This window comes from Pectinatus haikarae (genome assembly GCF_050916305.1).
Taxonomy (GTDB): Bacteria; Bacillota; Negativicutes; order Selenomonadales; family Selenomonadaceae; genus Pectinatus; species Pectinatus haikarae.
Genome location: NZ_CP116940.1, coordinates 2,760,259 through 2,783,955, shown reverse-complemented (window position 1 = coordinate 2,783,955; position 23,697 = coordinate 2,760,259). Strand labels below are relative to the sequence as shown.

Below are 23,697 nucleotides of genomic sequence, written 5' to 3'. Positions count from 1 at the left end.
TTTCTTTTTTTTTATTTTTTATAGTACAATAAAAATACAATTTACTTTAAAGTGAGAGATATAAATGAAAAAAGAGAACCAGATACAATTGCCGATTCTGCGCAGTTCCTATGATAACCTTACTAAATCTGAGCGGCGTATAGCCGATTATATATTGGCCAATGCAAAAAATTTTATAGAACAAACGGTATCCGACATAGCAGCCAATACCGGCAGTTCAGAAATAACGGTATCTCGATTCTGTAAAAAACTTGGTTTCAGTGGTCTGCAGGGGCTTAAAATAGCACTTGCCAGAGAAATATTTTCTCCTGACGAGACTGTATATCAGGATATAAGTGTTGACGACAACTATGATATACTGGCCGGTAAAATCTTTAAGAACATCTCGGATGGGCTGCAGGATACGCTGAAGCTGTTGAATTTCAAAGATGTGGAAAGTGCCGTTGAGCTGCTGAGCAAAGCCAGACGTATAGTCACTTATGGTTTTGGCAATTCAGCTACTGTCTGCCGCGATATTGAAACAAGATTTATTCGTTTTGGCATACCCGTACAGGCTTATTGTGATTCGCATCAGCAATTTACATCGGCGTCTCTCCTCAATGAAAATGATGCCGTAATAGCGGTATCTCATACGGGAGAGTCAATTGAGCTGCTGGAGTCAGTTAAGATAGCCAGAAAAAGCAAGGCAAAAATTGTTGCTGTAACAAGTTACGCGCGTTCTTCGCTGGCAAAGCTTGCCGATATATCATTGAATGGTATGGGACGCGAAGTGCATTACAGATCTGAGGCTGTGGCATCCAGATTGATCCATATGGCGATTATTGATCTTCTATATACAGGAATAGCAATAAAAAATCATGATTCATATATGAAAAACATTGGCAAAATGAGAAAAGTTATAGCGCAAAAAAGACTGTAATAGATTCTCAATCAGTAAGATAATCAAAAATATCTGTACGTACAGGCGTCTCCAATTTATAGTTAACTTCAAAGCCATTAAATTGAGGTGCAGGAATGGGGCCGCCCGCAGCTTTTATTTCACCCAGAAAATAAAATTCTTTACCTTCCTTTTGATCATAAGATTTGCGGACAAATAAATAAAGATGGTTACCCTCTGTGGTGTCGTAAACGTGTGAGGCATCTGTAGAATCAATTTTCCTGTTCGATTTTGAGTAAGCATTTATGCAGTTATTTGCCGTAAATTTATTTGCGTAAGCAACACGTTTTTTGTCAGAATTTACATAATTGATGAAAACGGGCATGGTTTTGGTTGTTTTCTCATAGAAATATCCTGCCATGGCATTGGGATTAATCTTTTGCGGCCAGTTGAGCAGATAACAGACTTCTTCATAAGTATATTTTCGATAGAGGCAAAGACAGGTATTTTTATAATTGTTTGTGTAATATTTTTCAAAGCGTGCTTCTGCAAAATGGAGCAGCATTTTAAGTTTGTCCTTAAAAATTTTATCTTGCAGATAATAAGAAAATTCATCGGAAATTATATAGTTATTGCCTGTGCTTTTTATAAAAACACAATGCTTATATTTATTCCTTTCATTGCTGATTGTAAACATATTGGTCAGATTTCTGATCACAGATTTTTTTTCGTTCATAGTTAGCTTTATCCCATATTTTGATCGTAATCGTTCCGTGAATTTGGCAGAGAGGATGCCAGTGTTTTCTAAAAGAAGGTTCAGCATTTCTATTTCATGAATCCGTTTACCATGAGCAAAACGTTTGCAAATGAAAAGAAGAATTTCTTCCTGTTCAGTGGAAAAATTCACTGTATATTTTTTTTCATATTTTTTCAGAAAAAAATGATATGAACCAAATTTTTCCATGTATTTCAATATGTCAATCGTTCCGAAAGCGCTGAAATCGCTGAGCAACGGAATTTTCCCCAGCTTATTTTTCAAATCATCGTAAGCTTTGCGGAGAAGGGTTGTATCATTGAAGCGTGCTGTATCAATAGCTGCATAAATATTTTTTCGTGCTATCGGATCAAAGCTGACAGTGGAAGGACCGTGCAAAAGGTTTTTACCGTAGTTTATACAACGGCGAAGATTATCTTTATTGTAAGAATTATCGCCAAAAAGAGCTATCGGAATCATAAAATTATTAGTATAGTTACCTATAAAATCAAGAATAACCACATAATCTTTTTCTGTGCATTTTCTTAAGCCTCTGCCCAGCTGCTGAACGAATATAATGGGAGATTGGGTAGGACGCAGCAAAATTATTTGATTTACCTCAGGTATATCAATTCCCTCATTCATGATGTCCACGGAAAAAATGTAGTCTATGCCGGTCATCCTGTCTTTCTGGGCTAATTTTTTTACTGCATCAGATCTGGTTTTCTGCGAATCTCTTGCAGAAAGCGCGAGTGTGTGGAAGCCTTTTTCATTAAATGAACAGGAAAGCGCATAAGCTTCTTCTCTGGTGCGGCAAAACACGAGTCCTTTCACGCGTGTACCGCTGCAGCCATAAAAAGAAGCTTTTTTTATTATATGATTGACACGTTCGTGACAGGTTAATTTACTGAAGGAAATATCATCACTGACAGGTTTTCCGTTCAGTTGAATATCGGTTATGCCAAAATAATGGAAGGGACAGAGCATGTTTTCACGCATTGCCTCCTGAAGTCGTATTTCATAAGCAATATTATTATCAAACAAACCATATATATCAAAATCGTCCGTGCGTTCTGGGGTGGCTGTCATGCCAAGCAAAAAAGCAGGTTTGAAATAAGCTAAAAAATGCTTATATCCATCTGCACCGGCTCGATGTGTTTCGTCAATAATTATATAGTCGAAATCTATGGGAGAGAAAAGTTTTATAATATGTTCCTTCATTAGCATGCTTATACTGGCAAAAGTAAAATCAGCATGAATGTCTTTTTGCTTTCCTGTCAGAAAACCGGTAGAAATATTATTGCCTAAAATCTTTTTATAGCTTTTTTCAGCCTGGCGCAATATCTGTTCACGGTGTGCTACAAATAAGACTCTGCGTGGGTTAAAGCTTTTTATATCAAGGGCACTTAAGAAAGTTTTTCCTGTTCCTGTTGCCGAAATCAGCAGTGCCTTGTCTTTCCCATGCTGGCGGAGCTGAAGCAGAGAAGCAAGTACAGTTTTCTGCATCATGTTTGCGCGTATTTTAGGCGATTTTTGAAAAATAGCAGTTTCAAATTTCTTGCGGGAAGCCTGAAGCAGATTATAATACTTTTTGTATTCTTCAAGCCATTGGTCAGTTATTGGTTCAGACCTATCCCAGAGCAGGGCAAAACGATCGGTAATCTTTTTGTATAATTCACTGTTTTTGGTACAAATAAGTTTTGTGTTCCATTCTTCGTTTGCTTTCAAAGCTTCCTGCGTTATATTTGCGCTGCCTATTATAATAGAAGCCTCTTGTTTTGTGTAAAATATATATCCCTTTGTGTGCAGGTTGTTTTCTGTGTAGATCTTCAGTTTAATATTGGAAAAACGGCGCAGTTCAGCCAAAGCTGAAGGATCGGTAAAATTCAGGTAATCAGAAGTAATGATTCTGCCTTTGATTTTGTTTTTTTCCAATAGGCTGAGACAATCTTTAAGAAGCAGTAAACCGCTCTTAGTAATAAAGGCTGTGACGAAATCAAAACTTGTGCAGTTTTTTAATAATTTTTCCAGCGAAGATATAATGCTGCGATTTTGTGCAAAATCATTGTAGACAAGCTCAGATCTCAAGGTTTCTTTTGAAGGAGAGTCTGTATCAACAAAAGATGTGAGCAGAGCTTTCGTAAAATCAGAACTGATTTGTTTCATAGAAGTTTCCCCAAACATATGATATTGAAATAAATATATTATATAATATATTCAAGCGCTTTAGAATAAATATAGTTTCTGTTTTTGATATTAAATTTATACTGGGAATAGCTGAACAACATAATATTTTCATAGATAAAAAATTACGGGCAAATTTCTTGACATTTTGATTAAATGGTTGTATATTTTTAATTAGAAATTAGCACTCACTAATTGAGAGTGCTAATAAATACCCGCTGCATTTTAAATTTGGCTAAAGAGGAGGTGGCATGATGCTTGACAAAAGAAAACAGCGTATACTGCAGGCTATCATTGATGATTATATATCAACAGCTGAACCTGTGGGTTCACGTACTATAGCCAGAAAATATGACTTGGGAATAAGTCCGGCTACTATACGCAATGAAATGGCTGATTTGGAACTTTTAGGCTATATTGAGCATCTGCATACTTCTTCCGGACGTGTTCCTTCTTCCAAAGGATATCGCTTTTATGTGGATGATCTTTTGACTCCGACAAAAATCACAGCTACGGAGATGGATACGATTCAGCAGTGGTATGATACAAAAGTACAGCGGCTGGACGGTGTTTTTCGTGAAACGGCCAAAATCATATCGCATCTTACCAATAATGTTTCTATGGTTATAACACCGCAGCTGGCAGAATCTACATTCAATTATATAAAATTTGTGTCGCTTGATGATCAAAATGTTGTGGCTGCGATTATGAGCGATACAGGTTATATTGAAAATAAAATAATAAAAATGCCTCATGGATCATCAATGCTTGATTTTGAACAGATAGCCGAGTCGCTTAATGCTTATTTATCTGGGAAAAAAATAAGTGAGATCAGCATGGGCGCTATTCATAAGATGCGTTCAGAGATGATTGATACAGCTGCTTTCAATAAAATAATAGATATAGTTGAGCATGCTCTGGCAGGAAAAAAACGTAATCAGATTTATACAGAGGGAACACCGCAGCTGCTTGATCAGCCGGAATTTCATGACATCAATAAAGTGAAAAATATACTGCTTATGCTTGAGGAAGAGCCTATTCTTCGTGATATTCTGTACAGTCAGATGCAGAAGTCAGATACCGGTCTTACTGTTACGATCGGACAGGAGAATAAGTATACAACGATAAAGGACTGCAGTATAATAAAAGCCACTTACCATTTTGACGGACAGCCTCTCGGTACTATAGCAGTCTTAGGACCAACAAGGATGGAGTACAGCAAGGTGATAGCTTTATTGGAGTTTATGAATGAAAATATGGCTCGTATGCTGAAGCGGTTTTTATAAAATATAAAAAAGAGATGGGGCCAAACATGTCATATATAAAAGATGAAATGAAAAAGAAGGACAGCGAAAAACTGGAAGAAATGCAAAGGGAAATCAGTGAGGAACAGGATATACAGACGCAGGCTGCTGATGCAGAAGATAACACGGGCAGTGAAGATAACGATGCCGATTCGGCTGCGCAGCAAATTGCAGACGGGGAAAAAGCTTTAGCGGAAGCAGAGGATCGTTTTAAACGTCTGCAGGCCGACTTTGTTAATTTCCGCCGGCGCAGCAATCAAGAGAAATCGGAAATTTCCGAGGTGATCCTGCAGGGCTTTGTAAAAGATATGCTTCCTGTGCTGGATAATCTTGAACGGGCAGTGACTGCTAAGACTGATGATGGTGCGGCTATTCTGGAAGGCGTGAAGATGGTTCTTAATCAATTTCAGGAAGTCCTTACAAAGAATGGTCTTGAGGTAATAAAAACATCCGGTGAAAAATTTGATCCCAATTTTCATCAGGCGGTGATGCGTGTAGAGGATGTTGACAAAGAAGATGACAGTATCGAGCAGGAACTGCAAAAGGGATATACGGTTCATGGCCGTGTAGTGCGTCCGGCTATGGTCACAGTAGTTTCTAATTAACAGTACAAGTACAGCGTATTTTTCCCTAAGAGGAGCAGAAAGCATAAAAGCTTGGCCTTGCAGGGAAACAAAAAAAGATAATCACTATAATTTAGTACATAAAGATATAGGAGGAATTTTATAATGTCAAAAATAATTGGTATCGATTTAGGTACAACTAATTCTGTAGTTTCTGTTATGGAAGGCGGAGAACCGACTGTTATTACAAATCCGGAAGGCAGCCGTATAACTCCTTCCGTAGTAGGTTTTACAAAGGACGGAGAACGTCTTGTCGGTCAATTGGCTAAAAGACAGGCTGTATCCAATCCAGATGGTACGATCGCTTCAATAAAACGTCATATGGGTGAAAACTATAAAGTCACAGTTAATGGAAAGGACTATACACCTCCTGAAATATCTGCAATGATTCTGCAGAAACTTAAAGCTGATGCTGAGGCATATCTTGGTGAAACTGTGAGTCAGGCAGTTATCACAGTACCGGCATATTTCAATGACAGTCAGCGTCAGGCTACTAAGGATGCCGGTAAAATAGCAGGACTTGAAGTTTTGCGCATAATTAATGAACCTACAGCCGCATCTTTGGCGTATGGCCTTGACAAAGATAAAGATGAAACTATTCTTGTATTTGACCTTGGCGGCGGTACTTTTGATGTTTCCATCCTGGAACTTGGCGATGGGGTATTCGAAGTAAAAGCAACTAATGGTAATACTCGTTTAGGCGGCGATGATTTTGACAAACGAGTTATGGACTGGCTGGTAGATGAATTCAAAAAAACCAACGGTATTGATCTTTCTAAGGATAAAATGAGCGCTCAGCGTTTGATCGAAGCAGCAGAAAAAGCTAAAATAGAGCTTTCAAATATGACTTCAACAAATATAAACCTGCCGTTTATTACAGCTGATGCAAGCGGTCCGAAACATCTCGATCTTACACTGACACGTGCGAAATTTGATGAAATAACGGCTGATCTCGTTGCCGCGACCATCGAACCCACAAAAAAAGCTATGGCTGATGCAGGTCTTACAGTAAATGATATAGATAAAATTATCCTTGTCGGCGGGTCGACACGTATACCGGCTGTTCAGGATGTTATTAAAAAAGAAATTGGCAAAGAACCGAGCCGCGGAGTAAATCCGGATGAATGTGTTTCTATAGGTGCCGCCGTTCAGGGTGGTATTCTTGCCGGCGATGTAAAAGATGTTCTGCTGCTTGACGTAACGCCGCTGTCTCTTGGAATTGAAACATTGGGCGGTGTATGTACAAAAATTATTGAAAGAAACACGACAATTCCTACTTCAAAAAGTCAGGTCTTTTCAACCGCAGCGGATAATCAACCTTCTGTTGATATCCATGTTCTGCAGGGAGAACGTGATATGGCGGAAGGCAACAAGACTCTTGGGCGGTTTGAATTGGCCGATATTCCACCTGCACCCAGAGGCGTTCCACGCATTGAAGTCACGTTCAGCATTGATGCTAATGGTATAGTTAATGTATCAGCGAAAGATCTTGGCACGGGTAAAGAACAGAAAATCACTATTCAGTCTGACAGCGGTATGAGCAAGGATGATATTGACCGTATGGTAAAAGAAGCTGAAGCTCACTCAGCTGAAGATAAAAAACGCAAGGAAGAAATAGATACAAGAAACACAGCTGACAGTATGGTTTATCAGGCAGAAAAAGCGATAAAGGATCTTGGTGATAAAGCTGATAAAGCAGCTGTGGAAAAAATACAGGCGGCTTCCGATAAAGTAAAAGAAGCACTTAAAGGCACGGATATAGAAGCTATAAAGAAAGCGACAGAAGAACTGCAGAAGCCTCTTTATGAAATGAGTGCAGCCGCTTATCAGCAGGCCCAGGCTCAAGGCCAACCAGCCGGTCCTGATGCGCAGCAAGCTGCGGGAGATGCTGCCAAAAAAGACGGTGACGATGTAGTGGATGCGGATTATAAAGTAGTAGACGATGATAAAAAATAATTAAATGCATTTAAAATAGGATGATGGCCTGATGACTTTGATTCACATAAAAGTCATCAGGTTAATCTGTATATCAAGGTGGATAAAGTGAGCGAAAAAAGAGATTATTACGAGGTCCTCGGTGTTTCTAAAGATGCTACCGAGGCTGATATAAAAAAAGCATTTAGAAAAATGGCCCGCAAATACCATCCTGACCTTAATAAAGATAATGCCAAAGAGGCCGAAGAAAAATTTAAAGAAGCTAATGAAGCCTATGAAGTGCTGTCGGATTCACAAAAGCGTGCGCAATATGATCAATTTGGACATGCGGCATTTGAAGGCGGCGGAGGCGGTGGAGCCGGTGGTTTTGGAGGATTCGGCGGTTTCGGTGACGGCTCATCTGATTTTGGTGACATTTTTGATGCTTTCTTTGGTGGCGGCGGCAGATCAGGCGGCAGGCGCCAGGGCCCTCAGCGAGGTGATGACCTGCGCTATAATTTGGAAATCGATTTTGAGGAAGCTGCTTTTGGTAAAGAAGCAGAACTTACGATCCCGCGCACGGAAGAATGTAAAACCTGTCATGGCAGCGGAGCTGCTCCCGGAACACAGCCTGAGGAATGTCCTAAATGTCATGGAACAGGTCAGGTACAGGAAGTTCATAATACGCCGTTTGGGCGTATGGTGAACGCACGTACTTGCGATAGATGCGGCGGAACAGGTAAAATAGTGAAGAAACCCTGTCCAGATTGCCGTGGTGAAGGGCATACCCGTATACGCCGCAAGATAAATGTGAAAATTCCGGCGGGGGTAGACGATAATTCGCGCATTCGTGTGTCCGGAGGCGGCGAAGCAGGTGACAGAGGCGGCAGTCCGGGCGATTTATATGTTTATATTACGGTAAGACCGCACAAAATTTTTCATCGCAATGGGAATGATGTCATTTGTGAAGTTCCTGTTTCTTTCGTACAAGCATCGCTGGGTGATAAGATAGAAGTGCCTACACTGGATGGAAAAGTGGAAATATCAGTTCCGGCAGGTATACAGTCCGGTACTATCCTGCGAATGAAGGGAAAGGGGATTGCCTATCTTCGCGGCAATGGACGCGGCGATCAGCATGTGAAAGTGAAAGTGCTGACACCGCAGAAACTTACCTCAAGACAAAAAGAGCTTTTGCGTGAATTTGCCGATGAAAAAAACGAAAATGTAAATCCTGAACAAAAAAGCTGGCAAGATAAGATCAAGCAATTTTTCAAATAAAAAAATGGAGCCGAATAGGCTCCGTTTTTATTTGAATGAAATCTCTGTATTAGTAAGATAAAATGCAGATTTTACATTGAAGAAAACATCAATTATTTGTCTTCAAGCAGACTATTGCCTGGAGATATATTTTTTTTGGCATGCAATAATTCCCTGCCGCAATGGCTTGCAACTGAAACAGCCAAAACCATCAGTGCCACAGCTATAATAAACTGCAGTCCATCAATCATGAATATAAAACCGCTGCCGGTTATCAATTTACTGATGATGCGGTAAACTGCCTGTGACAGTGCAGTAAGTGTGACCAGAAACATTATCACTGTGGGGATATAGAGCATCCAGCCTTTGCGATTGGTCATGCGCAGAAATACTGCCATGCAAATTAATACAAGAGCGCTTAAAAGTTGATTTGCCGAACCGAATAAAGGCCATATATTCATATAACCTATCCGGCAGAGCATATAGCCGATACCTATTGTTATCAATGTTGAAGCGTATTTATTTACGCATATTTTTTGAATGGGATTCATTGTTTCAGGAGAATCGCCGCTGCAAAGTTCCTGAAGAGAAAGACGGCCGACCCGCACCACAGTGTCAAGCGTAGTAAAGGCTAACGCTGATACGCACATCGTTATCACACATACAGAATATACTTCAGGCAGGCCGAACATACTCAAAAAACCTGCTACAGCGCCGGAAAATATTTGAAACGGTGTACCTTCAGGCATTTGTCCGTTAGTAGCTGCTGCGCAGACGATCACAAGAGCGGCAACACCCAGAACACATTCCACAAGCATTGAGCCATAACCGATAAAGAGCATATCTTTTTCATTAGACACAGTTTTGGATGATGTACCTGAAGAAACGAGGCTATGGAAGCCTGAAACAGCTCCGCAGGCTATCGTTATGAATAATATGGGGAAAAGACCTTGCCCCTTGACTTCAAAACCAACAAAGGCGGGCATATTTATCGTCGGATTGGCTATGATTATACCTGCGACAGCGCTTATGATCATACCGATCAACAAGAAAGTACTTAAATAATCGCGAGGCTGCATCAAAAGCCACATAGGAAGAACAGAAGCTATGAATGAGTATCCCAATGCAATTATGATCCAAATATCACGTGTAAAATACATAGGGAAAGCGATGCCGGCAGATATCATAAGCACCATGAGAATAATAGCAGCGATGAAGCGGATAGTCTCTGAAGGTTTAAGTTTTTTTACGAAGATACCGAAAAGCAAAGAACCGGCGATATATATCATGGAGATTGATGCGGCCGCTGCTCCCGGCAGTGACTGGCTGCCATCTTTGGCAAAACCGTTGAAAGTAGTAGCCACTATATCGGCAAAAGCTGCTATAACAAGCAAAGTAAAAAGCCAGCAAAAGAATAGGAATAATTTTTTTCCGGTTTTACCGATATATTGTTCAATGAGTACGCCCATTGATTTGCCCTCATTCTTTACCGAAGCATAAAGAGATACAAAATCCTGTACTCCGCCAAAAAAAAGACCGCCCAGAACGATCCATAAAAAAGCGGGCAGCCAGCCAAACATTGCGGCTATAATGGGACCTGTAACAGGGCCTGCCCCTGCGACGGAGGAAAATTGATGAGAAAAAACCATAAACTTGGAGGCGGGGGTATAATCCTGACCATCTTCGTACTTATATGCAGGTGTTTGTGCGTTTGAATCTATTCCCCAGCTTTTTGCCAGCCATCGTCCATAGGTAAAATAGCCGATTATGAAGATAATAATTGCAAGACCGAGCATTGTTATGCCATTCACATATATTGACTCCTTTCATGTGATTTAAAGAATCACTGACCGCTCTGAAACGTTCAGTAAGGCAATAAATCTTCCTAAATAATTCTTATGATAATATATGAATGTTAATATAACATTTTTAATATTTTTAGTCAAACTTTATTTGTTAAGTTGTATATATAAACGGTGTATATCTTTATTATATAAGGTACAGATAAAAACAGTTTACCGGGATTCATAAGATCAAAAAAACGCTGCGGCCGCAGATCGGGTATGAATCCGGGGATGATGTCGATGTTTAATCTATTGCTATGAAATGTATTAATATGATACAATCAATAACAAAAGTTCAGTTGAAATGTAAATATGTTTCCGTTGGGCGATTTAAATGAATGAGGGTAATTATTATGATTGATGACAACGCCGTCGAAATAACAATAGAGGATATAAAAACTGCTGTAAAGGAATACCAGCCGAGCGCTGATATCAACATAATACAGGAAGCTTATGATCTGGCATATGCAGCGCATTTTGACCAGAAAAGAGCTTCGGGAGAACATTATATTATTCATCCTCTGCATGTGGCTGCTATACTCACACAAATGCATATAGATGAAGTCACTATAGCTGCGGCTATTTTACATGATGTAGTGGAAGATACGACCTTTACGCTGGAAGAAATGAAAAATAAATTTGGCGAAGAGGTTGCTCTTTTAATTGACGGTGTTACCAAATTAAATAAGATTCATTTTAAATCGAAGGAAGTACAGCAGTCTGAAAGTTATCGCAAGATGTTTTTAGCTATGGCTAAGGATATACGTGTCATAATGATAAAATTGGCTGACAGGCTTCATAATATGCGCACGCTAAAATACGTACCGGAAGAAAAGCAAAAGAGGATAGCCAGAGAAACTCTGGAAATCTATGCTCCTTTGGCCAATCGTCTGGGGATTTCCAATATAAAATGGGAACTGGAAGATCTGTGCTTTTTATATCTTTATCCTGAAGAATATTATGATCTTGTTGAAAAGGTCAAACAAAAACGACAGGAACGTCAGAAATTTATAGATGATTCTGTGGAAGAGATGTCCGAAGAAATAAAAAAAGCAAATATAGATGCTGAGATACAAGGCCGTGCCAAACATTTTTACAGCATATGGCGGAAAATGAAGCGGGACAATAAAGATATAAGTGAAATATATGATCTGTCAGCTGTGCGGGTATTGGTTTCAACTGTACAGGAATGTTATACAGTTTTGGGGATAATTCACAATATATGGAAGCCTATCCCCGGCAGATTTAAGGATTATATAGCAATGCCCAAAAGCAACGGGTACCAATCGCTCCATACCACAGTAATCGCGGCAAATGGTTATCCATTGGAAATACAGATACGAACGTTTCAGATGCATCAGATTTCTGAATACGGCATTGCCGCACATTGGAAATATAAGGAATCAGGGAAAAGCATAGATGCCAGCAATGCTTATGATCAAAAATTATCATGGCTGCGTCAGCTTATTTCGCTGCAGACGGAATTGAGTGATCCTGATGAATATGTTGAGGCGCTTAAGGTCGACATATTCTCTGATGAGGTTTTTGTTTTTACACCGCAGGGCGATGTCATCGGTCTGCCAAAAGGTTCAAATCCTATTGATTTTGCATATCGTATACATACTGATATTGGCAATCATTGTGTAGGGGCAACGATAAACGGCAAAATCGTACCTCTTGAATATAAACTTCATAATGGTGATATAGTATCAATACTCAGTAATTCTCAAAATAACGGTCCAAGTCCTGATTGGCTTAATATAGTGGCTTCATCTGAAACGCGCACTAAAATACGCCAATGGTTCAAGCGGCAGAAACGTGAAGAAAATATTGACTCTGGCATGGCTCTCATCGAAAAAGAAATTAAGCATCTCGGCTATGATTCAAAAAAAATGCTCAAGGAAAACCGGCTTGATATAGTTGCGCAGAAAATGAATATTCAAAATGCCAATGATCTTTTGGCATCACTTGGGTACGGTGGTATTACCGTAAACGGAGTCATCTCCCGCCTCATCGAGCTTTACAAAAAGGATCTGAAAGAAGTTACACCGTCCGATATATCGCAGATGCTGGAAAAAATAAAACCACAGGGTGAAAAGAAAAAAGGCAGTCACGGGATTCTCGTTGATGGTGAGAGCGGCTTTCTTGTGCATTTGTCGCGATGTTGCAATCCGATACCAGGTGATTCTATAATCGGTTATATAACAAGAGGCCGCGGGGTATCTATCCATCGTGCGGATTGCCCCAATGTATTAAATGCTGATAATGATCTTTCACGTGTTGTCGATGTAAGCTGGGATGTGGGCCTTGATAAGACATATACCGTAACGATAGATATTATTTGCAATGATCATCCGGGGGTTCTTACAGCGCTGCTGGCAATACCTTCCGAATCGAAGATAAATATCCATTCTGTAGCCGCGCGGCCGAACAGAAAAAATAAGACATCAAATATATCAATGAGTTTGGAAGTACGCAGCATGGCTCAGGCTGAAGTAATAATGAGTAAGTTTCGGCATAATAAAGACGTATTCAGGGTAGCGCGCTCTTTGGGGGGCGTAAAGGAGATAAAAGAGGATTAAGAAGATGAAAGTAAAAATTTTTACGAATGGTTCATTTGAAGAAAACTGTTATCTTGCTATTGATGAAGGCACAAAGGAGGGAATTATTGTTGATCCGGGATCACAGCCAAAGCTTATCATCGAATGGGTAAGAGAAGAAGACTGTGATGTCAAGTATGTAATAAATACGCATGGGCATAGTGATCATATCGGTGCTAATACAGATATTTGCAATGAATTTGATGCCAAATTGGGTATTCATCCAATGGATGCACCTATGCTGACCGATGCCAAGTTGAATCTGTCAGCATACTGGGGATTGAATATACTGTCTAAAAAAGCAGATTTTTTTGTGAATGAAGATGATATAATAAAAGTCGGCAGCAGCAGACTGAGAGTGGTTCATACGCCGGGGCACAGCCCAGGCGGTATTTGTCTTATAAATGAAAAATTTGTTTTTTCCGGTGATTCACTTTTCGCCGGTTCTATAGGTAGAACTGATTTTCCCGGCGGTTCAACTGCCGGGCTGATAGAGAACCTCAAAGAAAAATTGCTGCCGCTGGACGACTCGGTCATCGTCTATCCGGGGCATGGCCCAAGCACTACCATAGGCAGTGAAAAAATCAATAATCCGTATTTTGTCTGAATATTTTATGAAAATTATAAAAATCAATGATAAAAAAGATGCGGAAAAAATCCTTTTAGATGTTGATTGTACAAAAGAGGGTACTGCAATGATGGCAGAAAAAGCAGTATTTCGTGTTGTCAGAATATATAAGGTAAAAACGAAAGCGGCCAATATACTGAAGCAGACAATGCTCAGCAAGGGGGGGGATGCAGCCGTTTCCCGCTATTGCGCCGATCTGAGTAAAGATTATACGGATGTTGTCCTTATGGCTACACTGAAGCAGTATCGGGCTGCCATTCCTGTATTACTGGCACAGCCATGGGGGCTTAAGCAGATAGCGAATGAGCTGAAGACACTTTTAGCATTGTAGATTTCGCGGCGAAAATGCTGCCTTATCAGGAGAGAGGTGTATCTTTTCTTGAAAAAAAGATTTGTTTATCAGACAAAGATTGGTAATATATATATAACAGAGGAAAAATCATTTATCACAGGGATAAGTTATCATAAACCTTTTACCCCGGCGCTTGAAACAGAGACACTGCTGATCAGAGAAACCTATATGCAGATTACAGAATATCTAAGCGGTGTCCGAAAAGGATTTTTATTGCCCTTGCGGCAAGATGGAACTGCCTTTCAGAAAAAAATATGGGAGGCGCTTTTACAAATCCCATATGGGTATACCTGCTCTTATGGAGAGCTAGCAGCTGCTGTCGGTAAGCCGAAAGCTATACGAGCTGTGGAAACTGCCAAAAATAAAAATCACATAGATATATGTATTCCCAGTCATCGGCTTGTTAATGAAGCGGGAATATTGCCGGTGCATACTCGCAATATAAAGGTAAAAAAATTTTTGCTTGAGCTTGAACATAAAAACGTTTGATTTATGAAGGATAGAGGTATATGTATATGGAATACAAAGCTGTCATCTTTGATCTTGATGGTACATTGGTAAATTCTTTGAATGATCTGGCGGATAGTGTCAATGTGGTGTTGAAGGAATATGGCTATCCTGCACATCCTGTGGATAAATATCGCATCATGGTTGGCAACGGCATAGGAAAGCTCATAGAGCGCGCACTGCCTGCCAATGTATCTGAAAAAATCCGCGAAGAAGTATTGGCAAGATTTAAAACGGTGTATGAATCACATCAGCTGGATAAAACCGCACCCTATGAAGGTATAATAAACATGTTGGAAGATCTTAAGAAAAAAAATATTCCGCTTGCAGTTTGTACCAATAAGCATGATGAGGCTGCAAAAAAAATTATCGCAACCTTATTTGCCAGAAATACTTTTCAGGAAATTATAGGGGATCTTCCAGGTTTTAAACGTAAACCTGATCCGCAAAAAGTTTTTATTATTGCTGAAAATATGGCGTTGAAACCTCAGGAAATTGTGTATATAGGTGATTCTTCAGTTGATATGCAAACTGCCGTAAATGCAGGGATGCTGCCTGTAGGAGTTTTGTGGGGATTTCGTGCTAAAGAAGAACTTGTGGCAAATGGAGCTGCACTTTTATTAGAACATCCTTCTGATCTTTTCCGCAAGGTTATATTTGTTGAAAAATAATATTTTTATAAATGGAGCTTTATCAATATAATGAAATCTGTACCAATAAAAAAAGATGCTAAATATACGATCAATATCACAGGCCTTGGCAGCAATGGCGAAGGTGTGGGGCGCATTGATGGTTTTACTGTATTTGTCCCTTATTCATTGGCGGGCGAACAGGCAGAAATAGTTGTTCATACAATAAAGAAAAATTATGCTATCGGCAGGATAGTCCATATCACAGCAGCCAGCCCGCAGCGAGTGACGCCACGCTGTGGGCTTTACTACGAATGCGGCGGCTGTCAGCTGCAGCATCTTGCTTATGAAACTCAATTAAAAATAAAACAGCAGCAGGTGACGGATGCTGTCGAAAGAATCGGCGGTCAGAAGAATTTAACTGTCCATCCCACACTTGGAGCACAAAATCCTTGGAATTATCGTAATAAAATGCAATTCCCAGTCGGCAGAGATAAAAAAAAGATAATTATTGGCTGCTTTGCACAAGGCAGTCATCAGATAATAAATACGGAAAATTGTTATATTCAAAAAGAATTGAACAATGATATTGTTAATGCAGTCCGTGATATTGTACAAAAACTTGGGATCAGTGTATACGATGAAGACCGTCATATGGGAATGCTGCGTCATGTAGTCGGGCGTGTTGGTAGGGGCGGAGAGTGCATGCTTGTGCTTGTGACAGCAACAAAAGAATTGCGTCGCAGTAAGGAATTTGTAAGTCTTCTGCGGCAAAAGCTGCCGAAGCTTGTCAGTGTTCAGCAAAATGTGCAGACTTATCGTAACAATGTAATTATGGGGCGGGAAACTAACCTCTTGTGGGGGAAACCTACTATAAAAGATACATTGGGCATGCTCTCCTTTCATATATCGCCTCGTTCTTTCTTTCAAATCAATACTGATCAGGCTGAAATTTTATATAGAAAGGCATTGGAATATGCAAATCTTACGGGCAGAGAAACTGTTATTGATGCATACTGCGGGACAGGTACAATAACACTTTTTCTGGCTCAAAAAGCCAGAAAAGTATATGGTATTGAGATAGTTAAGCCAGCCGTTATTGATGCGCAGAAGAATGCCCGCGATAATCATGTAAAGAATGCTGAATTTATTGTTGGCGACGCGACCATTGTAATGCCGCAGCTCCATAAACAGGGCGTTCGCGCCGATGTGGTGGTAGTTGATCCGCCACGTGCAGGCTGTACGCCGACTGTGCTCAAAACATTTGCTGATATGCGTCCAAAACGTATAGTGTACGTTTCTTGCAATCCGGCATCATTGGCCCGTGATATTGCAATACTGAACGGGCTCGGTTATGGGGCGGAGCAGATTCAGCCGGTGGATATGTTCCCTATGACTTCGCACGTCGAGGCTGTAGCGTTGATACAACGCCGTACTATGTAGAAATCCTTAATTTCCGCTACTTCTACCGTCATTGCGTCTTTATAAAAAAGGATGGTTTTGAGCGTAAAAAGGTAGTTAAGGATTACATCAATGTCTCGGTAGTGATCAACCTAGTATGAGTAGACACAAGAAATTGCTTATTTTGTCAGTCAAGAGAGTTTGATTCTACAATAAAATAATGAGTTTATTATTAGACGTTCAATATTCGTATTGGGCGTCTTTTTTATTTTCAAAAGGAGGAACAGAAAATGTTAAGACAGGGTATGATTGAACGATTTAGAAAGGCTACTCCAATAATTCGAGAGCTTGTTGATGATTTAGCATGGATTGAGAACGAATTCAATCCGGAAAATGCAACGGAAGAAGAGCGTACCTATGTGAGGCATTTGCTAAGCTTAGGCAGTAATTCCTTTGATGAGAGTGATTGGCGTTTAAATCGAATGTTTGCAGCTGTGGGAAAGAAAGGGTGCTTAGTCAGGAATTCAGCTGGTAGGTTCGAAATGGAAGGCACAGACATTGAATTTACGTGTGGTAGTAGTTGTGAAGTTTATGCTTCATATTTCTCAGATGAAGAAGAATGGCTGACCTGGCTTCCCACATCTATTGAATATAGCGGCGATTATTATTTTACGGCACGTTCGGATATGAAACTGGAAGGTGCTTTAGTACGAATTAAGGGTAGATGATTTTTGGTATGAAAAAAGCACTATCAGTTAGCCGCTGATAGTGCTCTTGTGAAAATTTGCTATAAACAAATTTCGTTTCTTAAGAATTTATTATAGCAGATTTTCGCTTGATTTGTATAGAAAAGTTAAGCGAAAGGACTTGAAAATTTATGAAAACATTTTCGTTCATCAACAAAAAAGGCGGCGTTGGCAAAACAACGATTACGGTCAATATGGCGTACGCCATAGCAGAAAGCTGCGATTTAAGAGTTCTGGTTATAGATAATGATGATCAGGGCAATGATTCGCAGTTCTTTGATGCAGATCCAGAAAAATCATTGGCAGATATACTTTTAGGCAAGGCGGATATTCGGGAAGTTATCCAACATACACGATATCCAAAAATTGATATTGTTTCCAGCGGTGCCGCTTTACTGGATGCCAATGTGGCCGTCATAAAGGATGAAGAGATTGTACAGCAGACCATTTTAAAGGAAGCCTTGGATAGAATTGCTGCAAATTATGATGTATGTCTTATCGATAATCCTCCGACAATTAATGCCTCTGTCATCAATGCGTTAATAGCCAGTGATGAGGTTAACATTGTGACGACACCGGATATTTATGGTATTCGTGGTGTTTCACAGATGGTGGAATATATCGAGGCGATTAAAGAATATAATTCTGCTCTGCGGTTCCGTGGTTGCCTTCTCAATAAATTTTCCTCTACTTCGCATGGATTCCGTTGCATCGAGCTGTTAAAGAGTCAGTTTCCCTTATTTAGAACAAGAATTCGTTATACAAAAGATAAACTGGAAGCGTCGGCAGAAGAAAGAAAATCCATTTTCGAGTATTCGCCCAATTGTGGTTTTGCACGGGATCTTGTGCAGTTTTTAAAAGAACTTTTAGCGGGGGAATAAACCATGAAAAAACAGTCAGCAAGCTTAATCGCAAAGCTTTTAAATAAAAATTCTCAACCGGTGCAAGGCAGCAGTAGTAACGAGTTTAAAACTACGGAAGAAATCATCATGCGAGACGTTCATGAACTGGTGCCGAATCCTAAGAATGAAAAATACAGTTTGGATAATATTGAAGAGCTGGCGATGATGATCCAGCTTACCCATAATATAGAACCAATTATTTTAAAGGCGATGGATAATGGCAAATTTATGATTACCAGCGGCCATCGCCGCCGCTTGGCACAGCTGTATCGCTTGGAACAGGGAATGACAGATAATCCGATGGTTCCGACCATTACACGGGAAATCATCAATGATTTTGAGGATGCCATAACGGACGATGAAATGGAAACGTTGAATATTGTATTTCCGAATAAAGGGCAGCGCAGAAGTCTGACACCTTCGCAGGAGGCCGATGAAATTGCACTGATTAAGCCAATCATCAAGAAACTTTATGATTACCAAAAGGCAGCCGGAAATATTGATGGTAAGTTTCGGCCTTATTTTGCCAATATCCTTGGCATTTCGGAGACTTCTTTACAGCGCAAAGAGGCTATTCGGAAGGTATCTTATGAAGTTAAGGCCGAGGTTGATGCCGGTAATATTACGGCTACAGCTGCAGCAGAACTCGCAAGTATGGATACAGAAGAACAAAATTCGATAGTTGAAGCGATTAAGGACCGGGGCGAAGAAGTTACGGTGCAGGCGGTGAAAGCGGAAAAGAAAAAAGTCGTTGCGCCTAAAAATGACATTATTCCTGTTGTAAAAGAGAGTCCGGCAGCATGTGAATTAGAGGATGAGAGCCAGACAAAACTGTTCGAGCAAGAACAGAAAACGGAGCTAGATGAAAATAACGGTGTGGATTAGGATGGGGTTTTAGGATAATTGTGGAAATGATTTCATGAAAGATGTAAAATAAATAGATATATTGATTAATGATATGAATTACATGAGATTATTGATCAGAACAATTAATCAATACGTTGCAAAATTAGGAGGGATGTGTAATGAAGCTTAGTAGGATACAGGTTAATAACTATAGACAACTGGATAATGCTAATTTATTTTTCCAAGATGACATTACAATATTGGCAGGTCCTAATAATAGCGGAAAAACAACGTTGATCTCAGTACTAAAAGGAGTTTTAAGTGACAATAAGCTCAAATATACACATAATGATATACCTGTTAGTCAAGTTACTGATTGGCAAAAAAATGTGTTTCGGTTGTGTTCTCAATCTTTTTCTAGCGGCGAAAAAGCAGAGCAGATAATTGAAGATTTTATAAGTAAGATTACTTGTGAAGGAGAATTAAAACCCAAATATATTATAAATCCTTGTGAAATAAAAATTGAAGTTACCTATGATCCCCAAAGTGATGACATTAGAAATTTTGCAGAGTATATTATGGATTTAGATGAGTCACAGCATTCATTCTATTTTATATATACATTTATATTTAGTTTATCGGTGTTTAAAAAAATACTATTTCAATATTATGATAAAATTAATGAACGCTTTAGAAGTTATTTTAAAAAGAAAAGCAAGCAAAAATCTAACATTAAAAAGGACTTATCCAATATTATAAAGGCTTTATTGATTGAAGTATATTCAAATAGCCTAGTTGAAAGTTGTTTTTTTGCAGATTCGAATTATGAGAATAAATGTAAAATGGAATGTACGGATTTAAAAAAATTATTTAACTTCAAAAGCATAAATGCAGCTAGGCAACTAGATGATACCGATACGGATTCTTCCAGAACATTGAGTAAGAGTATAGTTTCATTAGCTAGTAAAGATAAAATATGGAAAGAAAGCACGAGTGCATTGCCAGAGAATTTATTTTCGCAAATTGAAGATTCTGGCGTGAAGAAAACTGTAAGAGAAGCTTCAATTAAAACATTGGGAGCTGCGTTGAAATCTTTAGCCAAAACAAATGGTGGACATATTGGAAATATAATGCTTGAAATGGATGTTACAGAAGAGGATGTTAGTGACCTGATAAAAAAGATAACTTGTGCAAAGTATCAACTTGAAGGTCATATGCTAAATGAATCTTCTCAAGGATTAGGCTATAGTAATATGATATATCTTCATATGCAATTGGAAGAGTTTAAAAAAGACATAAATCCACTTGTCGTTAATATATTTTTTATAGAAGAACCTGAATCACATATGCATCCCCAAATGCAAAGTGTTTTTATTAAGTATTTATTGAATGTATATAAACAAATAGGATTGCAAGGACTAGTTACAACGCACTCAAATGAAATGGTTAGAGTCGCAGGGCTAGAACATTTACGCGTAATTAGAGAAACACAGATATTCAAAAGTGAAATTTTTGATTTGTCTGCGTTTCGTAAATTATTAGTAACTAATAAAAGTGAAGAAGTAGACGAAAAAATTGATTCAAAAACTATATCTATTTTGGAAAATTTTTTTGATTGGTTTTTTGAAATTGGTTTTTCAGAAATAATTTTTGCAGACAAAGCGGTTCTTTATGAGGGCGATAGCGAGCGATTATATTTAAAAAAACTGATTACTCTTCCTTTCTATAAAAAATTATCTGGGCAATACATAGCCTTTATTCAAGTTGGCGGAGCGTATGCTTTTAATTATAAAGCACTGATTGAATTTCTAAAAATTAAAACATTGATTATTACTGATTTAGATTACAAAAAGTCAGCATTGTCGGAAGAAGAAATACTCACATCCAAAACAACCAATTCAACCATTAATAACTTCTATAAAATATCTAAAGGGGAAACTGTTTCTCTGCATGAAAGTATCGATGAAGATGAGGAAATAGAAGATTCGCCCTCTATTAGGGAACTTTATGAATGGAAAGAGAATGAACAGAATAAGTTATGTGGAAATTTAATTTATGTTGTTTTCCAAGAAAAAGAATATTATGCTCGTACTCTTGAGGAGGCAATGTTATCTAAACTAGTGGCAATAAAAGCTTTTGAAACAAAGCCAAGAAGTGAATGGAAAACAATTAAATCGGAATATAAATTGCGATTTACATTGCCTAATAATAGGAAAGACGAAAGCGATAGCAAATTCTCTTTAAGAGATATTCTTGATAGTATGTCAAAATCAAAGACGGATTTTATGTATTCTGTTATTCTAAATTCGTTAGAAGAAAAGATGCTACCTCAATATATTATGGAGGGATTGCTGTGGTTGATACAAGAATAGAAAAATCAAACAATATCTTCCTGGTAAATGCCCCAGCAGGAAGTGGCAAAACTACTAAAATAAAGGCAATGTTGTCTGAACTTATTGTTGCAAATCCTAACGATAATATACTTTGTATTACGTATACTAATCGAGCGGCTGAAGAACTTGCTAGAGGGATGGATAGTGATAAAATATTTTTTGGAACGATACATGCTTATATTCATTCGCTGATATCTCCATTTTTTATGCATAAACAGATTATTGATTTGTTTTGGGAAATTTATTGTAGTCAAATAAAAGCGCGAATCTGCAATGAATCAGGTGATAAAAATATAGAAGCTAGTAATCAAAAATACATTGATAAATATGGAACACTGACGGAAGAATCCGTAAAGCAAAATATTTTAAGACTTAGTTACAATGAGACATCGTTTAATTCATTATATTATGGCGGCTTAGGGCATGATGATCTTATAACGTTTGCTAAAGCAATTTTTGATAAATATCCTGCTATTTACAAGAAAATTGTAAATAAGTATAGCTTTATATTTATTGATGAGTATCAAGATACCTCCAGTTGTGTTTTAAAACTTTTTTATGACGCTGTGCGTAAGACCAAAGTAAAATTATACCTACTGGGAGATCGAATGCAGCAAATTTATAAGAATTATGATGGTTCTTTTGAGGAAGAATTGATGATGTTGAATGACTCAATTTCATTAGATACAAATCATCGATCAGTAAAAGCTATTATTGACATATTAAATAACATTTACAATAATCCTGACTATAAACAAATTGTATCCAAGGACAATAAAGATAAGCTGCCTGATTATGTGCCGGAAATTATAATTTCAAATGATATCAATAGCTCAATAGAAAGACACCAATTCGAGCATAAAGATACGTTAGTGCTATATTTACTGAACAATGATAAGTTCAAAGAAATTGGAGCAAATAATCTTTATAGAGCATTTAGTCGAATGGATAAATACTCATTTCCTAAAAAATATCATTCAAATGATGTTCTTTCTGATAATACTCAAGAAAATCCAGACCCATTAATGCGGTTTATATTTTCTTTTGATAATATTATGAAACTTTATCAAAAGAAAAATTTTGGAAGTATGATTACACAATGTAAAATTTACAAAGAATTTTATTCTGCTAACACATATTTTATAATAAAGCATGATGATAAAAAGCGACTATTCACTATTTATGAAGAATTATCTGGAATATATTTTGATGATAATAATGTGGTTACAATTGGAGAACTGCTTGATGATCTTATAGCTAAAGATATTATTACGGATACTTTCATGCAAGGCATTACTGATGATGGTGAATATCAAGAGGTTTTAAATGTAGATATTGCAGAGATAAAACAACTAGCGGCCTATTTAAAGGAACCTCGTATATCTACTCAGCACGGTGTTAAAGGTGAAAGCTATACATCAGTATTATTTGTCGCTGCTGATAGTAAAAACACCCCTATCGTGCATATGTACAATTTCTTTAGAATTTGGTCTAAAGTGAATTTTTCTCTAAATGAATTAGAAGACTTTTATTATAAATATGCTAAGCTTGTTGTTGACACTGAGAATAAATTGGGAATGCCAACAAAGAATTTAACAGCGGCGTCACACAATAGAAATGAAACTAATAAATTAATATTAAAAAAGGCTTCAGAAAATATGTTAAATAACTTTAGCGATAATAGAATTTTTGAGTTGTTATGTAAAAATCATTATGAAGAATACTTAGGCAAACAAAATGTCGGTAATGCACAAAAGTGTTTTAAGGATAGTACCGTGTATGGTGTATTAGTGGCGTATAAGCTGTTTTATGTGGGATGCTCTAGGGCAAGGAAAAATTTGACGGTCGTAATTGATGAGAATAATCTTGAAGGTTTTAAAGATGAATTTATAAACAAGGTTAAGAAAATCGGATTTTGTATTAAGTAAAAAATTAA

18 protein-coding genes are annotated in these 23,697 nt (G+C 38.2%); 16 read left to right on the top strand and 2 right to left on the bottom strand.

What is annotated here, in order from left to right:
• The first annotated feature begins 64 nt into the window (after nt 1–64).
• Nucleotides 65–919, top strand: coding sequence for a MurR/RpiR family transcriptional regulator (locus NXG61_RS13360; RefSeq protein ID WP_196605439.1), 855 nt, complete (start codon nt 65–67; stop codon nt 917–919).
• A gap of 7 nt (nt 920–926) precedes the next feature.
• Here the strand turns inward: NXG61_RS13360 and NXG61_RS13355 are convergent, their stop codons facing one another.
• Entirely contained in the window at nt 927–3,797 is a 2,871-nt protein-coding gene (locus tag NXG61_RS13355; protein WP_307224526.1) for a DUF3427 domain-containing protein, read from the bottom strand.
• 272 nt (nt 3,798–4,069) lie between these two features.
• On the opposite strand from NXG61_RS13355, the gene hrcA reads away from it, so the two are divergent.
• From hrcA to dnaJ, 4 genes are all read left to right on the top strand, one after another.
• Complete coding sequence (hrcA, locus tag NXG61_RS13350) at nt 4,070–5,101, top strand: heat-inducible transcriptional repressor HrcA (RefSeq protein WP_196605437.1); 1,032 nt, start codon at nt 4,070–4,072, stop codon at nt 5,099–5,101.
• Nucleotides 5,102–5,127: 26 nt separating this feature from the next.
• The gene (gene grpE, locus NXG61_RS13345) at nt 5,128–5,724 is read left to right on the top strand and encodes a nucleotide exchange factor GrpE (protein WP_307224528.1); all 597 of its coding nucleotides are present in this window, start codon (nt 5,128–5,130) and stop codon (nt 5,722–5,724) included.
• Between the two features lie 123 nt (nt 5,725–5,847).
• A complete protein-coding gene (gene dnaK / locus NXG61_RS13340; protein WP_196605435.1) occupies nt 5,848–7,698 on the top strand; it encodes a molecular chaperone DnaK in 1,851 nt (616 codons plus the stop codon).
• Nucleotides 7,699–7,785: 87 nt separating this feature from the next.
• Nucleotides 7,786–8,934, top strand: a complete 1,149-nt coding sequence (gene dnaJ, locus NXG61_RS13335) for a molecular chaperone DnaJ (RefSeq protein ID WP_196605434.1) — start codon at nt 7,786–7,788, stop codon at nt 8,932–8,934.
• A 92-nt stretch (nt 8,935–9,026) separates the two neighbouring features.
• On the opposite strand, the gene NXG61_RS13330 is transcribed toward dnaJ, so the two are convergent.
• Complete coding sequence (locus NXG61_RS13330) at nt 9,027–10,724, bottom strand: carbon starvation CstA family protein (protein ID WP_307224531.1); 1,698 nt, start codon at nt 10,722–10,724, stop codon at nt 9,027–9,029.
• Between the two features lie 386 nt (nt 10,725–11,110).
• Here NXG61_RS13330 and NXG61_RS13325 point away from each other — a divergent pair, with 386 nt between their 5' ends.
• From NXG61_RS13325 to NXG61_RS13275, 11 genes are all read left to right on the top strand, one after another.
• A complete protein-coding gene (locus tag NXG61_RS13325; protein ID WP_196605432.1) occupies nt 11,111–13,339 on the top strand; it encodes a RelA/SpoT family protein in 2,229 nt (742 codons plus the stop codon).
• 4 nt (nt 13,340–13,343) lie between these two features.
• Nucleotides 13,344–13,964, top strand: a complete 621-nt coding sequence (locus NXG61_RS13320) for an MBL fold metallo-hydrolase (RefSeq protein ID WP_196605431.1) — start codon at nt 13,344–13,346, stop codon at nt 13,962–13,964.
• A gap of 7 nt (nt 13,965–13,971) precedes the next feature.
• Complete coding sequence (locus NXG61_RS13315) at nt 13,972–14,316, top strand: dihydropteroate synthase (protein ID WP_231038654.1); 345 nt, start codon at nt 13,972–13,974, stop codon at nt 14,314–14,316.
• 48 nt (nt 14,317–14,364) lie between these two features.
• Nucleotides 14,365–14,826 carry a methylated-DNA--[protein]-cysteine S-methyltransferase gene (locus NXG61_RS13310; protein ID WP_196605430.1) on the top strand — a complete coding sequence of 154 codons (462 nt, stop codon included), beginning with the start codon at nt 14,365–14,367 and terminating at the stop codon, nt 14,824–14,826.
• 26 nt (nt 14,827–14,852) lie between these two features.
• Nucleotides 14,853–15,515, top strand: coding sequence for an HAD family hydrolase (locus NXG61_RS13305; RefSeq protein ID WP_307224535.1), 663 nt, complete (start codon nt 14,853–14,855; stop codon nt 15,513–15,515).
• 30 nt (nt 15,516–15,545) lie between these two features.
• Nucleotides 15,546–16,916 carry a 23S rRNA (uracil(1939)-C(5))-methyltransferase RlmD gene (rlmD, locus tag NXG61_RS13300; RefSeq protein WP_307224537.1) on the top strand — a complete coding sequence of 457 codons (1,371 nt, stop codon included), beginning with the start codon at nt 15,546–15,548 and terminating at the stop codon, nt 16,914–16,916.
• Between the two features lie 248 nt (nt 16,917–17,164).
• On the top strand, nt 17,165–17,602 hold the full coding sequence (locus NXG61_RS13295; RefSeq protein ID WP_307224539.1) for a DUF5348 domain-containing protein: 438 nt from the start codon (nt 17,165–17,167) through the stop codon (nt 17,600–17,602).
• Between the two features lie 149 nt (nt 17,603–17,751).
• Entirely contained in the window at nt 17,752–18,501 is a 750-nt protein-coding gene (locus tag NXG61_RS13290; RefSeq protein ID WP_307224541.1) for a ParA family protein, read from the top strand.
• Nucleotides 18,502–18,504: 3 nt separating this feature from the next.
• The gene (locus tag NXG61_RS13285; RefSeq protein ID WP_307224543.1) at nt 18,505–19,407 is read left to right on the top strand and encodes a ParB/RepB/Spo0J family partition protein; all 903 of its coding nucleotides are present in this window, start codon (nt 18,505–18,507) and stop codon (nt 19,405–19,407) included.
• A gap of 140 nt (nt 19,408–19,547) precedes the next feature.
• Entirely contained in the window at nt 19,548–21,740 is a 2,193-nt protein-coding gene (locus NXG61_RS13280; protein WP_307224545.1) for an AAA family ATPase, read from the top strand.
• Complete coding sequence (locus tag NXG61_RS13275; protein WP_307224547.1) at nt 21,722–23,689, top strand: UvrD-helicase domain-containing protein; 1,968 nt, start codon at nt 21,722–21,724, stop codon at nt 23,687–23,689. Before NXG61_RS13280 ends, NXG61_RS13275 begins: the two co-directional genes overlap by 19 nt.
• Nucleotides 23,690–23,697: the final 8 nt, after the last annotated feature.